We start from the raw sequence: 13,176 nt of genomic DNA, 5'->3' as shown, positions 1-13,176 counted from the left end.
TTGAATGTTTAAAAGCCTCACCCCAGCCCTCTCCGAAGGAGAGGGAGCTACCTGCTAACGGCACCAATTGGTGATGAAACTTTTGATAATAACTTATGATAGTGTCAATTTCTATGAACTAATTCAACTAATGACTAATGAACTTTTTACTAATTAAGCACCCAGCTTTTCCCTAATCACTTAACAAACTAATACCTAACAACCTACTTCTTCTTCAACAAAGTTTCCATCAGTTTAGTGGCAAAAACAAATTCGTTGAGTTCTTTATTGTCTGTCGAGGTTATTTCGTCTTTTGAACCTTCCCACCACTTTTCTCCTTGGTGCAAAAATAGAATATGTTCTCCTATTCCCATAACCGAATTCATATCGTGAGTTACAATTACAGTAGTAATATCATATTCTTCCGTAATTTCCTGTAAAAGTTCATCAATCATAATTGAACTCTTTGGATCAAGTCCGGAGTTGGGTTCATCGCAAAATAGATATTTTGGGCGCATGGCAATTGCTCTTGCTATCCCTACTCTTTTCATCATTCCCCCAGAAAGCTCTGATGGATACAGGTTGTTTTTACCGGCAAGATTAACACGTTCTAGTACAAAGTTAACCCGCTCTAATTTTTCTGCTCTAGATTGATCTGTAAACATATCTAACGGAAAGCGTATGTTTTTTTCTACAGTCATAGAATCAAACAGGGCAGATCCTTGAAAAAGCATACCTATTTCTTTACGGATTTCTATACGCTCTTGGGTGTTCATCTGAGTAAAATCTCTCCCATCATACATTACTTTACCACTATTTGGTTCGTGTAAACCAACCATGTTTTTCATTAAGGTTGTTTTTCCCGAACCCGAGCTTCCGATAATCAACGAGGTTACGCCTGGTTTAAAATCTGCGGTAATGCCCTTAAGCACCTCATTATCTCCAAAACTTTTAAAAATATCTTTAACCTCAATCATAATAAAAGCTGTGCAATAACGTAATCAGAAATTAAAATAGCGATACAACTAATTACTACCGCTTTTGTACTAGAACGACCAACTTCAATAGCGCCACCATTGGTAAAAAAACCTTGATAAGCGGAAACCGTTGTAATTATAAAAGCAAAAATCAATGCTTTAACCATGGCAACAACTAAAGTAAAAGGGATAAAGTCTGTTGTTAAACCTTGAACAAATTCAGCTGCCGTTACTGCGCCAGAAGCTACGCCCGCCAAGTAACCACCGGTAATGCTTAAAGCAATAGCTACAATTACCAAAAGCGGGATCATAATTACGCCCCCTAATAATTTGGGCAAAATTAAATAACCGGGAGCGTTTATTCCCATAATTTCCAAGGCATCAATCTGTTCGGTAACACGCATAGTTCCAATTTGTGATGCAATACTGCTACCAACCTTGCCGGCCAAAACCAAAGAACAAATGGTTGGACTTAGCTCTAATATGGTTGAATCTCGGGTAATTCCCCCGATAATGGACTTTGGAATTAAATCACTGGTAAGTTGAAAAGCAGTTTGTACCGTGGTAACTGCTCCAATAAAAATGGAGATGATGCTGATAATGCCTAAAGAACCTAATCCAATATCTACCATTTCTCTAAAAACCTCATTCTTATAAATGCTCATTTTTTCTGGCCGTCTAAAAACAGCCTTGAGCATTAAAATATATTTCCCAAAATGATAAAACACCATATAATTAAATTTGTGTAAAAATAAGCTTTTTTATCAATTGCAATTATTAAACCTAAATTGCTTAAAAATCAAGAAATCATGAATATTTTAATTACAGGCGCAACAAAAGGCATGGGAAAAGCAATAGCTTTAGAGATGGCCGCTAACAACTACTCGCTTGCTTTATGCGCAAGAAACGAAAAGGAGCTTGATTCATTAAAAAAAGAACTATTAGCTATAAACCCAAAAATAGACTTATTACTAGTAAAAACCGACTGTAGCGTTAAAACAGAGGTTGAGGCTTTTGCTGATCAAACCATTGCACATTTTAAAACGATAGATGTTTTGATTAATAATGCGGGCCTGTTTTCGCCTTCGAAAATCCTCGAAGAGGAGGATAAAATGTTAGTTTCACATTTTAATACAAACGTTCTGGCTCCTTATATCCTCTATAAAAAAATAGCGCCATTAATGCAAAAGAAAGGGAAAGGGCATATTTTCAACATCTGTTCTGTAGCCAGTTTACAAACAATTGTAACCGCAGGTTCTTACTGTGTAACAAAAGCGGCTTTGCTTAGTCTCAACAATATCATGAGAGAAGAAACTAAACCTTTTGGCGTAAAAGTAACCGCTGTTATACCCGGTTCAACACTTACGTCATCTTGGGATGGTTCCGATGTTTCTCCTGATAAATTTGTACTGCCAGAGGATGTGGCAAAATCAATTCATCAGATTATGCAATTGAGCAAAGGTGCAAATGTTGATCAGCTAGTAATTACACCACAAGGTGGGCAGGTTTAGAATTTAAAGAGATGGAAAAGAAATTAACGCGTGACCCTCAAGAAAAAATGATAGCCGGTGTGGCTGCAGGGATTGCCAAATACTTTCAGTTAGATGTTACTTGGGTTAGAATTGCCTTTGCTTTAGCAACGTTTTTTGGTGGCAGTGGCTTATGGATTTATATTATTTTATGGATAGTTGTACCCGAAGATTTTAAATCTCCTTTTTCATATACCGATTACCGAACCGAATCTGAAGGACCTATCAAACCTATCCCCAATGAGAAAAACAGCAGTAAACTGAGTCTGCTTTTAGGCTTTTTGCTGATTGTAATGGGCGCTTACTTTTTAATGGGCGAGTTTGACCTTTTACCTTATTGGTTTAAATTAAGAAAGTTATGGCCTTTAATTTTCATCGTATTCGGTTTGATGATTTTAGCGAAAGCAAAAAAAAACAACGAACCTGTGGACCGTCAGCCAGTGGATGAAAAACCAATTGAAGACGAGGCCACAAACACCGATACAGAGCAACCTAACCAACAATAGAACATGAGAGCAAGTAAAATTTCCTGGGGTATTGTTTTTATTTTTATCGGGGTTGTTTTCTTATTAGAGAATTACGATATCATAGTTTTTAGCTGGAGCTATATCTGGCGGTTTTGGCCATTCATATTAATTGTAACTGGTATAAACATCATTTTCTCTAAATCAAATTCTAGCGCCGCCAAATGGTTAGTGATTTTAACCACGGTTTTTGCTTTGGGATTATTGGTTTACGCAAACGTAAATACTCCTAAAACTTTAAACAAACATTGGTCATATAATTTTGATGAGGATATTGATGAAGAAACAGACACAGCGCTATCTGAAAGAAAGTCTTTTTACCAAGAAGATTATGATGCTCGGTTTAAAACCGCAACCTTAAACATTAATGGAGGTGCAAGTAGTTTTACCATTGTTAAAGGAAATAAAAATCTGTTCGAGTCATCTACACAGAAGAACAACGAACGCTATTATTTAAGAAAAACAGATACTGATAGCACTGTAGTCTTAAACTTTAACTCCAAAAGCAAAAACAATAATTTTGATTTTGATGATACCGATTTGAGCACCGTAGCTATGAAAATTCATATTGCACCTTTGTGGGATGTAAATCTAAATATGGGTGCAGGCACAGCGAATTTCGATTTTAGTAATAACCGCGTTAAGCAGATTAATATTAAAGGTGGCGCTGCAGATTTCAAAGTAAAGATTGGAGAGCTTTATAACGACGTCAATTTATCAGCTGAAACTGGAATTGCAAAAGTCAGTATCCTTATTCCTACCGCATCAGGTTGTAAAATAAATATTAAAACAGGTTTATCTGCTAAAGATTTCCCTGGTTTCGAGAAAGCTGACGACGGAAGCTTTACTTCCCCTAATTACGCATCCGCAACCAACAAAATCATGATTAGGTTAAAAGGCGGTTTAAGCGATTTTGAAGTGAAACGCTATTAATAATGGGCGAAAATTTATACTATTTGGTTGTCGAAGGAAAACCAACAGGACCGTTTACAACTGATGAATTAAAAAGCAAACCGGTTAAGCCAGATTCATTTCTGAAAACCGCAGAAATGGACGATTACAAAGAAGCGCATGAAATTGAAGAGCTAAGAAGCGCTTTAGGTTTTGCCAAAGAATTTACTGCACCACAATATTACGCTGGTTTTGATTTGCGCTTATTAGCCACGGCTATAGACTGGTTTATCGTATTCGGAATTTTCGCTTTTTTTGAACTTTTAGTTGCGCTGTACATTGACGACCAAACTGTTACCCAGCAAAATATTGCCAGCGGATTATTGCTTTTACCTTTTCTAAAACTGTTCTATAACATCTACATGGAAAATTACCAGCAAGCAACAATCGGTAAAAAACTGCTTTCTATTAAAGTGGTTAATATGCAGGGTTTAAACCCATCGCTCAAGCAAAACATCAATAGAAATATTTCTAAAATAATAAGCACATTACCGCTCTTTGCCGGGTATTTTTATTTGTTTCTGAATAAACAGCAACAAACTTTGCATGATAAACTGGCGAATACCTTGGTGGTAAAGGATAGGTTGATTTAAAAATCTTCAACTCCATAACAAAGTCCACTTAAAGGGGAATAATTATTGAGCTAAATTCTTAGAACGATTGCGATTATGCAACAGGCTTCTTGTGTACAATCAAATATGAAAGAAACTAGCAAACTAAAAAAACCGCAGAGCTGGAGAAAATGGGGTCCATACCTATCCGAAAGACAATGGGGAACAGTTAGGGAAGACTACAGCGCAAATGGAGATGCTTGGGATTACATTTCGCATGATATGGCTCGTAGTAAAGCTTACCGCTGGGGCGAAGAAGGAATTGGGGGATTGAGCGATGATCAACAGATTTTATGCCTTGCTACTTCCTACTGGAATGGAAAAGATCCTATTTTAAAAGAACGGCTTTTTGGCTTAACCAACCCCGAAGGCAACCATGGCGAAGACGTTAAGGAACTTTACTATTATTTAGACAACGTTCCTTCGCACAGTTACATGAAGTTTCTGTATAAATATCCGCAAGGCGAGTTCCCTTACCAGCAGCTTTTGGCTGAAAACAGAAAAAGAGGCAAACAAGATCCCGAATTTGAATTGATTGACAGTGGTTTATTTGATAATGATCAATATTTTGATGTTTTCACCGAGTATGCAAAAAACACAGAAAACGACATCCTAATTCAATATACCATCCATAATCGTGGAAACCAAGATGCGCCGTTACACTTTTTACCAACATTATGGTTCAGAAATCCGTTAGAATGGACAGAAAACAACCGACCGGTTATCTCTCCATTAGATTGTAATACTTTAATGCTGCAAACAAAAAAAATGGGCAATTACTACTGTCACTTAGAAGAAAAAGCGCCTTTTCTATTCACCGAAAATGAGACCAACAACCAAAAACTTTATAACGTTGCCAATACAGTACCGCATGTAAAAGATGGCATAAACGATTACGTAGTTTCTGGTAAACAGAACGCAATTAATACACAGCAAAACGGTACTAAAGTCGCTATCCATTATCAAAAAAATATCCCTGCTAAAAGCAGTATTACCATTAAACTGCGCTTAACGGATAAAAAAAATAACGCTCCTTTTAAAGATTTTGATCAGATTTTTAAAACTCAGCTTTCATTAGCTGATGATTTTTATGCGGATAAACAAAAGGGCAAATCCGAAGATCAAAAACTGGTACAAAGGCAGGCTTGGGCCGGAATGTTATGGAGCAAACAATTTTATTACTACTATGTAAAAGACTGGCTAAAGGGCGATAAAAACGAACCCGAACCACCGCTTAGCCACCAATTAGGAAGAAACGAAGATTGGGGTCATTTGATGGCTGCGGATATCATATCCATGCCCGACAATTGGGAATACCCTTGGTTTGCTGCTTGGGATTTAGCTTTTCACTGCATTCCGCTGGCAAGCATTGATATTCAGTTTGCGAAAGATCAAATTCTCTTACTCATTATGGAGCGCTATATGCACCCAAATGGGCAATTCCCCGCCTACGAATGGAATTTTGGCGATGTAAATCCTCCGGTACATTCTTGGGCAGCTTGGAAAATTTACCAAATGGAAAAAGAAAGCACTGGCAAAGGCGACTTGGTTTTTCTGGAAAAAATGTTCCATAAAATGATGCTCAACTTTAACTGGTGGGTCAACAGAAAAGATACAGAAGGCAACAACATTTTTGAAGGTGGTTTTTTAGGTTTGGATAATATCGGTGTTTTTGACCGAAGCAAACCTTTGCCAGGCGGAGGTATTTTAGAACAATCTGATGGTACGAGCTGGATGGCCATGTATGCCCTAAATATGATGCGCATTGCCATGGAGCTTTCATACCATAACCACGTCTATGAAGATATGGCGGTTAAGTTTTCCGAGCATTTTTTCTACATAGCAGGCGCCATGGCCAACATGAACAATGTAGAAGGTGCTGGACTTTGGGACGAAGAAGATGGTTTTTATTATGACATGCTACACAGCGATGATGGCGATTGGAAACGGTTACGCTTAAGAACTTTAGTCGGCTTACTTCCCTTAATTGCCGTAGAAGTTATCGAAGAAAACAATTGGGATAAACTGCCACGTTTGGTTTCGCACATCAAATGGTTTACCAGCCAAAGACCAGATCTAGCTTTATTAGTGAGTAATTGGGATGGCAAAAACGGAAAATCACAACTATTGAGTTTGCTCAGAGGTCACCGAATGAAGTGCTTGTTACGCAGAATGTTAGACGAAAACGAATTCCTTTCTGACTTTGGTGTACGTTCTGTTTCTAAAGTGTATGAGAAAAACCCATTTATATTTGAGCTTGGCGGTGAGATTTTTGAAGTAAAATATACTCCGGCAGAAAGCGATACCGGGATGTTTGGCGGAAACAGCAATTGGCGTGGGCCAATTTGGATGCCTGTAAACTATATGCTGATAGAATCTATGTATCGATTCCATGATTATTATGGTGGGGATTTTAAAATAGAGATGCCAACCGGCTCCGGAAATTACAGTACTTTAAAAGAGGCTGCCAATACTGTTTCTCATCGATTAACCTCGATATTTTTAAAAGACCATAATGGCCGTAGAGCCGTGTTCGGAGACAACAAAAAGCTCCAAGAAGACCCACATTTTAAGGATTATATTCTTTTTCATGAGTATTTCAACGGAGACAACGGCAAAGGTTTGGGCGCAAGCCATCAAACCGGATGGACTGGGTTAGTTGCGATGTTGATTTGAGAAATTAGTTTGACTGGCTAATCAGACTATTGATTTCTTGTTTTAACAAGGGAAGATGTTTTGTTAGTATTGCCCAAATATTTTCATCCGATATGTTATCATAAGCATGGATAACTTGATTTCTCAAACTAATTATTGCTTTTGATTTGGTAATCTGATCTGCAATTTCAGGGTTTTGCTTTAGTATTCGGTTGAGAGCTTCTCCTATAATCTCAAGGTTTCTTTCAACAGCTCTTTTCAACATCAAATTTCCCTTATACTTCAAAAATCCTTTGCGTCACTTTCTATAAATAGATCTATTTCATCTATTGCTATTTTAACATCAAAAATCCATTTTAGAACTCGCTCATCCATAAACGATCTTCTTTGAGTTATTGATAGAATTGATCAGAATAGGATTTTTTACTGTCTGTTCTTCTAATAAATCAACTTTCCTTTTAAAAAGTGATTCTAAATTCTCTTTAAATCCAATATAATTATCAAAATACTCAGAAAGCTCAATAGGTTTAAATTTAACCAGAAAATCTAAGTCGCTTTGCTCATTGAATTTAGAATTCAACGCCGAACCAAACAAATACATTTTCTCAACCTGAAAAGTTCGGCAAAGCTTTGTTAGTGAATCCTTATGTTGCTCAACAACCGTCATAACACGAATATATTAAAAATTTGCCATTACAATCGTTTGTGATTTTAACTTCATAAAAATCACCTAGCCAAAATTCCCGAAGAAACAAACACTAAAACTTACACTCCAATTACCACACAAAATTAATTCTAAAATTAAAGACACTTTTTTTCTTAAATTTGTACCCTATGCAGTCTAAAATCAGTCAATACACTACCGAAATCAATGCTTTTGAACCCAAAACGGCAGAAGAATTAGAGACTTTCCGCATCAAATTTCTGGGAACAAAAGGTATTATCAAAGATTTATTCGACGAGTTTAAAGCGGTATCGCCCGAAGAAAAACGCGTATTGGGAAAAGTACTGAATCAGTTTAAACAATTAGCGGAAGCTAAATTTAACGACCATAAGGATAACTTTACAACCGGAGATGCGCAAAGCAAGAAAGAAGACCTCACTTTACCGGGCGAAGGATTTGAAATTGGCGGTCGTCATCCCTTAAATTTAGTACGTAAAGAAATTGTAGAAATTTTCAAACGTTTAGGTTTTGTTTTAGCCGAAGGGCCAGAGATTGAAGACGATTGGCATAATTTCTCGGCGTTAAACTTCCCCGAGGAACACCCTGCAAGAGACATGCAGGATACTTTCTTTGTGCAAAAACCAACAAATAACTCTGAAAACACAGCAGAAGAAAAAGGGGCTTATGCGCTCCGCACACATACCTCATCAGTGCAAGTTCGTTTAATGGAAGCTGGGAAACCACCTTTTAGAGCTTTAATGCCTGGTCGGGTTTACCGAAATGAAGCTATCTCTGCAAGAGCACACTGTTTTTTCCACCAAGTGGAAGGTTTGTACGTTGATGAAAACGTTTCTTTTGCCGATTTAAAACAAACTTTATACTACTTTGTTCAAGAGCTATACGGCGAAGGTACAAAAGTTCGTTTCCGTCCGTCTTATTTCCCATTCACAGAGCCATCTGCAGAAATGGATATTTCTTGTACCATTTGCAAAGGGGCAGGTTGCCAAATGTGTAAACAAAGTGGTTGGGTAGAAATTTTAGGTTGCGGTATGATTGACCCGAACGTATTAGACAATGTAAACATCGATTCTAAAAAATATACCGGTTTTGCTTTTGGAATGGGTATCGAAAGAATCACCAATTTAAAATATCAGATTAAAGATTTGCGTTTGTTTTCCGAGAACGATGTCCGTTTCTTAAAACAATTCCAAACCGAAGTCATCTAAAATGAAAAAGCTAACACTCTACCTTTCTTTATTTACAATTTTACTGATACAATCTTGTGGTAAAGAAAAGGATTACATTGCAGATGTTCCTGTAGATATACGCATCTCTGTTAATGACCCCAATTTTTCGCAACTTACTGCGGTTGGTGGCTATGTATTGATTAGAGGTGGTGTGTCCGGAATTATTTTATACAAAAAAACCAACGGTCAGGTTGTTGCATATGATAGGTGCAGCACTTTCAATCCCGAAAGCAAATGTGCAGTAAATGTAAACGATCCAAGCATTACAGCTACAGATCCTTGTTCGGGTTCCATATTTACGCTGGAAGATGGTTACTCCATAAAAGCACCTGCAACCAGACCGCTAAAGCAATATTACGTTACTGTAACCAGCTCCCAGATTACAATTTTTAACTAGTTTATGGAAGTAGATAAAATCAAAGAAAGTATAAAAAAATCCGCTCAGGATCTCTTCCGTAAATACGGTTACCATAAAACCAGCGTTAACGAAATTGCTAAGCGAGCTAAGATTGCCAAAGCCACTATTTACAAATATTTCGAAAGTAAAGAACTGGTTCTACATGCCATTTTAATGGATTACCTAAGGGTGAGTATCAACGATTTAGTTCATCAAGACAGTAAGAACATCAATAAAGAAGAACACCTAACCTTATTGATTTTAAGGGTAAGCAAGCTATCTTATACCGTTTGTAACGAGTTTATCGGATGGGATTTCATCAGAGAATCTGCTAATGCGCAAGAATTTTTAAAGAACCTTTCCGACGAGTTGGAACGTTTACTTTATCAGGAGTTTTTAGCAATTGAGGAATTAAACAGCGATGAAACTTACCCAGAACGATTAAGGTTTTTGATTAAAGCGAGCAAGAGCATCATCTTCTCTTTCGCTTTTACCTCTGTGAGTGATGCCGACGTTCGTAAGAACTTTATTTCTTTTCAGAAAGAGATTTTACCTTATTTGGTAAAAGCGGCTTTGTAGGCTCTACGGTTAGTCATGTCGACGATAGGAGGCATCTCACAAGCAAATTTCCAAACTTATAAAGGGACAACATACATGCGAGACTTCTCGTTCCTCGAGGTGGTGTTAAAGACTTACAACTTATTCTTCTCTCTAGATTTTTTATAAAGCTTCACGGCCATCATAATTACAGCTGCAAAAATCACTAAACCGACCAATCCGTACACCCAGTCCACCGCACTTTTCAAAATCACGGTAAATACAATTGCTACTAAAAAGATGGTGGCTAATTCATTCCACAAGCGGAGTTGCGTACTTGTCATCCAAAACCTGCCGTTCCTCAACTGCTTGATAATTCCCGCACACATAAAATGATAAATCAGCAAACCTACCACAAAAGCTAACTTAACCCACATCCAATTGGTATGCAAAAGACCAGAGTTAAGGTAAAGCATGGTTAAGCCAGCCACAACCGATAAAACCATTGCCGGCGTGGTGATGATATTCCACAACTTACTTTCCATTATCTGAAATTGCTTTTGCAAAATCAAACGCTCCTGTTCTGGCCTATCATTGGCCTCGGTATGGTAAATAAATAACCGCACAATGTAAAACAAGCCTGCCATCCAGCTCACTACAAAAATAATATGAATGGAAAGTATGTATCTGTACATCTAAGTTAAAAGTGCAAAGTTAAAAGTCAAAAGTAACAAATAGCTTATAATTCAAAAGTGCGAAGCCGAGAGCTAAAAATGCACAATCAAACGTCTAAAGCTAGCAAGTCAAAGTCCTTCTCCTTTGGAGAAGGATTTAGGATGAGGCTCTCTAGTATCTAAATTCTTTCACCACTTCAACTGCGTATTTCACATGGTCGAAAGGGATGTCTGGCATAATACCATGACCTAAGTTAAAAACAAATCCATCTACACCACGCATACGTTCAAATAAACGATGTATGCGGTCTTTGATCACATGTTTATCGGCATACAAAATATGTGGATCCAAATTCCCTTGAACAGCGATGTTTGCGGGGATAATATCTTTTATATTTCTTAAATCTGCGTTCCAGTCAATAGAAACAACATCTGGTTTTGCTTCAACCATCAATGGTGCAAAAACAGAACTTCCTTTACAGAAAGAAATTACCGGAACATCTTTTCTGTTTAGTTTAGAGATGATATCCACATTATATTGATGCGAAAACTCCTTATAATCATCCCAAGATAAAGAAAGTGCCCAGCTATCAAACAACTGCACCGCATTTACACCCGCTGCAATCTGTAGGTTTAAATAATCAATAGTAACTGTAGCAATCTTGCTCAATAACTTGTGCGCCAATGCTGGATGGTTATGGATAAAAAGCTTGGTAAGCTTAAAATCTTTAGACGAACCGCCTTCTATCAAATAGCTCATCACGGTAAAAGGTGCACCTGCAAAACCAATTAACGGAATAGAACCACTTAACCGTTGTTGAATCACTTTAATGGCATCAGCAACGTATTGCAGGTTATCCATTACATCAACACGTAAATTGTCGATGTCTTTTTCATTTTTGATAGGATTAGCAAACCGTGGACCTATGCCTTGGGTAAAGCTTAAATCCCCTCCCATTGCTTCGCCGGTTACCAAAATATCGCAAAATAAAATAGCGGCATCAATTCCCAATAAATCAACAGGCAACATGGTTACATCTGCAGCAATTTCTGGCGTTTTACACATTTCTAAAAACGAGTATTTGTTTTTAATCTCCCAATACTCGGGCATAAAACGACCTGCCTGACGCATCATCCAAACCGGTGGGCGCTCTGTTTTTCTAGAAAACGCCGAATCTATAAACAAGGAATTCTTCATCTAATCTTCTGTATTTCTTTTTCGATATTACTTAATATGCTCTTATATTTTGCCGTTAAAGGCAAATTCTCTGCTTGCTTAATCCACACCATTCCCTTTTCCTTATCCTTATTCCGCAGGCTGATATTTGCCAAATGCATTAAAGCTACGCCTAAATCACTGGCCCGCAAGCCCAACACTGCAGATTTGCCTAAATACAGTTCTGCAGTATCATAATCTGCATCAGCAACTGCAATACTACCCAACATAAAGTGGTAATATGGCTTTCTGCGCTTATTTAAAAGTTCTGGGTTTTTTACGCTATGCAATAGAACTTTTGCATTGCTATAATTCTTGACTTTAAACTGTTTTGCCGCTAAAATTATTGGGCCTTCCTTAAAATAGCCCCACATTACTAGCGCAATAAACATCCCACTTAAAGCGGAAATCTCGTAAACTTTTAGCCAAGCAGCCAGGCCAGCAACCATTGCCAGCAAAACGCAAACTAAAATCCTCGCCTGGTTGCTAAACATTTTTACGAATGTCCGTCGGTAAATTTATAGCCTACACCACGGATAGAATGGAAATAAATTGGATTTTTTTGATCGGGTTCAAAATACTTTCTGAACGTTAAGATAAAATTATCAATGGTACGGGTTGATGGGTAAACATCGTAATTCCATACTGTTTCCAAAATCTGCTCACGCGACACCGCCTCGTCTTTACGCTCAATTAAAAGCTTCAACAACATGGTTTCCTTTTTGGTTAAAGCAGTAACGGTTCCATCGTCATTCTTAAGTTCAAAAGAATTGAAATAAATGGTTTTGTCGCCAATTTTATAGGAGTTGATTTCTTTTAAATCATCACCTTTCATGCTTCTTTTAATCAGATTATTGACTCTTAAAATCAGTTCTTCTAAATTAAAAGGTTTGGTTAAATAATCGTCGGCTCCTTTTTTTAAACCTGTAATTCTGTCTTCTGATGTATTTTTGGCAGTCAAAAACATGATGGGTACTTCGCTGTTTTCTAAACGAATTGTTTCCGCAACTTGGAAACCATCAATTTCTGGAACCATCACATCTAAAATAATAAGGTTGAATTTCTCCTCCTTATACACTTTAAGTGCTTTTTTACCATCGGTAACGGCTCTTACAAAAAAGCCTTCCATTTCTAAATTCAGTTTGATGGCCTCTAAAAGATGTTCTTCATCTTCCATCAATAAAATTCTTTGTTTTACAGACATGTTCTTTTCTA

General features: G+C 37.4%; 16 protein-coding genes. 8 read left to right on the top strand and 8 right to left on the bottom strand.

Annotated features, from left to right (window positions below):
* Window positions 1-203 precede the first annotated feature (203 nt).
* Both B176_RS0101905 and B176_RS0101900 read right to left on the bottom strand, forming a co-directional pair.
* A complete protein-coding gene (locus tag B176_RS0101905) occupies window positions 204-956 on the bottom strand; it encodes an ABC transporter ATP-binding protein (RefSeq protein ID WP_017257078.1) in 753 nt (250 codons plus the stop codon).
* Window positions 953-1,687, bottom strand: coding sequence for an MlaE family ABC transporter permease (locus tag B176_RS0101900; RefSeq protein ID WP_017257077.1), 735 nt, complete (start codon window positions 1,685-1,687; stop codon window positions 953-955). The genes B176_RS0101905 and B176_RS0101900 overlap by 4 nt, the downstream gene beginning before the upstream one ends.
* Before the next feature lie 78 nt (window positions 1,688-1,765).
* On the opposite strand from B176_RS0101900, the gene B176_RS0101895 reads away from it, so the two are divergent.
* The 5 genes from B176_RS0101895 (at window position 1,766) to B176_RS0101875 (ending at window position 7,247) form a co-directional block, all read left to right on the top strand.
* Entirely contained in the window at window positions 1,766-2,467 is a 702-nt protein-coding gene (locus B176_RS0101895) for an SDR family oxidoreductase (RefSeq protein ID WP_026063095.1), read from the top strand.
* Between the two features lie 11 nt (window positions 2,468-2,478).
* On the top strand, window positions 2,479-2,991 hold the full coding sequence (locus B176_RS18815; RefSeq protein WP_017257075.1) for a PspC domain-containing protein: 513 nt from the start codon (window positions 2,479-2,481) through the stop codon (window positions 2,989-2,991).
* 3 nt (window positions 2,992-2,994) lie between these two features.
* Window positions 2,995-3,942 carry a LiaF transmembrane domain-containing protein gene (locus B176_RS0101885; RefSeq protein WP_017257074.1) on the top strand — a complete coding sequence of 316 codons (948 nt, stop codon included), beginning with the start codon at window positions 2,995-2,997 and terminating at the stop codon, window positions 3,940-3,942.
* Window positions 3,943-3,944: 2 nt separating this feature from the next.
* On the top strand, window positions 3,945-4,553 hold the full coding sequence (locus B176_RS0101880) for an RDD family protein (protein ID WP_017257073.1): 609 nt from the start codon (window positions 3,945-3,947) through the stop codon (window positions 4,551-4,553).
* A 105-nt stretch (window positions 4,554-4,658) separates the two neighbouring features.
* Window positions 4,659-7,247 carry an MGH1-like glycoside hydrolase domain-containing protein gene (locus B176_RS0101875; protein ID WP_017257072.1) on the top strand — a complete coding sequence of 863 codons (2,589 nt, stop codon included), beginning with the start codon at window positions 4,659-4,661 and terminating at the stop codon, window positions 7,245-7,247.
* A 4-nt stretch (window positions 7,248-7,251) separates the two neighbouring features.
* Here B176_RS0101875 and B176_RS0101870 read toward each other — a convergent pair whose 3' ends face one another.
* On the bottom strand, window positions 7,252-7,512 hold the full coding sequence (locus tag B176_RS0101870; RefSeq protein WP_394330185.1) for a HepT-like ribonuclease domain-containing protein: 261 nt from the start codon (window positions 7,510-7,512) through the stop codon (window positions 7,252-7,254).
* A gap of 81 nt (window positions 7,513-7,593) precedes the next feature.
* Entirely contained in the window at window positions 7,594-7,893 is a 300-nt protein-coding gene (locus B176_RS0101860) for a nucleotidyltransferase family protein (protein ID WP_017257069.1), read from the bottom strand.
* Between the two features lie 167 nt (window positions 7,894-8,060).
* Here B176_RS0101860 and pheS point away from each other — a divergent pair, with 167 nt between their 5' ends.
* Genes pheS through B176_RS0101845 form a run of 3 tightly spaced genes read left to right on the top strand, consistent with a single transcriptional unit; the run spans window position 8,061 to window position 10,113 of the window.
* Window positions 8,061-9,116, top strand: coding sequence for a phenylalanine--tRNA ligase subunit alpha (gene pheS / locus B176_RS0101855; protein ID WP_017257068.1), 1,056 nt, complete (start codon window positions 8,061-8,063; stop codon window positions 9,114-9,116).
* A 1-nt stretch (window position 9,117) separates the two neighbouring features.
* The gene (locus B176_RS0101850; RefSeq protein ID WP_017257067.1) at window positions 9,118-9,534 is read left to right on the top strand and encodes a Rieske (2Fe-2S) protein; all 417 of its coding nucleotides are present in this window, start codon (window positions 9,118-9,120) and stop codon (window positions 9,532-9,534) included.
* Window positions 9,535-9,537: 3 nt separating this feature from the next.
* A complete protein-coding gene (locus B176_RS0101845; RefSeq protein WP_017257066.1) occupies window positions 9,538-10,113 on the top strand; it encodes a TetR/AcrR family transcriptional regulator in 576 nt (191 codons plus the stop codon).
* Between the two features lie 113 nt (window positions 10,114-10,226).
* Here B176_RS0101845 and B176_RS0101840 read toward each other — a convergent pair whose 3' ends face one another.
* From B176_RS0101840 to B176_RS0101825, 4 genes are all read right to left on the bottom strand, one after another.
* Complete coding sequence (locus B176_RS0101840) at window positions 10,227-10,766, bottom strand: CopD family protein (protein WP_026063093.1); 540 nt, start codon at window positions 10,764-10,766, stop codon at window positions 10,227-10,229.
* A 151-nt stretch (window positions 10,767-10,917) separates the two neighbouring features.
* A complete protein-coding gene (gene hemE / locus B176_RS0101835; RefSeq protein ID WP_017257064.1) occupies window positions 10,918-11,943 on the bottom strand; it encodes a uroporphyrinogen decarboxylase in 1,026 nt (341 codons plus the stop codon).
* A complete protein-coding gene (locus tag B176_RS0101830; RefSeq protein WP_017257063.1) occupies window positions 11,940-12,455 on the bottom strand; it encodes a hypothetical protein in 516 nt (171 codons plus the stop codon). The genes hemE and B176_RS0101830 overlap by 4 nt, the downstream gene beginning before the upstream one ends.
* A gap of 2 nt (window positions 12,456-12,457) precedes the next feature.
* Window positions 12,458-13,165, bottom strand: a complete 708-nt coding sequence (locus tag B176_RS0101825; protein WP_017257062.1) for a response regulator transcription factor — start codon at window positions 13,163-13,165, stop codon at window positions 12,458-12,460.
* Window positions 13,166-13,176: the final 11 nt, after the last annotated feature.

The sequence above is a fragment of the Pedobacter arcticus A12 genome, assembly GCF_000302595.1.
Classification (GTDB): domain Bacteria; phylum Bacteroidota; class Bacteroidia; order Sphingobacteriales; family Sphingobacteriaceae; genus Pseudopedobacter; species Pseudopedobacter arcticus.
The sequence above is the reverse complement of the archived record's forward strand: the minus strand, read 5'-3'. Positions and strand labels throughout refer to the sequence as shown.

What these genes read in the sequence shown, in the direction of transcription:
- hemE (WP_017257064.1), bottom strand. Translation starts at nt 11,943, where the DNA reads ATGAAGAATTCCTTGTTTATAGATTCGGCGTTTTCTAGAAAAACAGAG.
- B176_RS18815 (WP_017257075.1), top strand. Translation starts at nt 2,479, where the DNA reads ATGGAAAAGAAATTAACGCGTGACCCTCAAGAAAAAATGATAGCCGGT.
- B176_RS0101850 (WP_017257067.1), top strand. Translation starts at nt 9,118, where the DNA reads ATGAAAAAGCTAACACTCTACCTTTCTTTATTTACAATTTTACTGATA.
- B176_RS0101905 (WP_017257078.1), bottom strand. Translation starts at nt 956, where the DNA reads ATGATTGAGGTTAAAGATATTTTTAAAAGTTTTGGAGATAATGAGGTG.
- B176_RS0101860 (WP_017257069.1), bottom strand. Translation starts at nt 7,893, where the DNA reads ATGACGGTTGTTGAGCAACATAAGGATTCACTAACAAAGCTTTGCCGA.
- B176_RS0101885 (WP_017257074.1), top strand. Translation starts at nt 2,995, where the DNA reads ATGAGAGCAAGTAAAATTTCCTGGGGTATTGTTTTTATTTTTATCGGG.
- B176_RS0101875 (WP_017257072.1), top strand. Translation starts at nt 4,659, where the DNA reads ATGAAAGAAACTAGCAAACTAAAAAAACCGCAGAGCTGGAGAAAATGG.
- B176_RS0101830 (WP_017257063.1), bottom strand. Translation starts at nt 12,455, where the DNA reads ATGTTTAGCAACCAGGCGAGGATTTTAGTTTGCGTTTTGCTGGCAATG.
- B176_RS0101880 (WP_017257073.1), top strand. Translation starts at nt 3,945, where the DNA reads ATGGGCGAAAATTTATACTATTTGGTTGTCGAAGGAAAACCAACAGGA.
- B176_RS0101825 (WP_017257062.1), bottom strand. Translation starts at nt 13,165, where the DNA reads ATGTCTGTAAAACAAAGAATTTTATTGATGGAAGATGAAGAACATCTT.
- B176_RS0101840 (WP_026063093.1), bottom strand. Translation starts at nt 10,766, where the DNA reads ATGTACAGATACATACTTTCCATTCATATTATTTTTGTAGTGAGCTGG.
- B176_RS0101900 (WP_017257077.1), bottom strand. Translation starts at nt 1,687, where the DNA reads ATGGTGTTTTATCATTTTGGGAAATATATTTTAATGCTCAAGGCTGTT.
- B176_RS0101845 (WP_017257066.1), top strand. Translation starts at nt 9,538, where the DNA reads ATGGAAGTAGATAAAATCAAAGAAAGTATAAAAAAATCCGCTCAGGAT.
- pheS (WP_017257068.1), top strand. Translation starts at nt 8,061, where the DNA reads ATGCAGTCTAAAATCAGTCAATACACTACCGAAATCAATGCTTTTGAA.
- B176_RS0101895 (WP_026063095.1), top strand. Translation starts at nt 1,766, where the DNA reads ATGAATATTTTAATTACAGGCGCAACAAAAGGCATGGGAAAAGCAATA.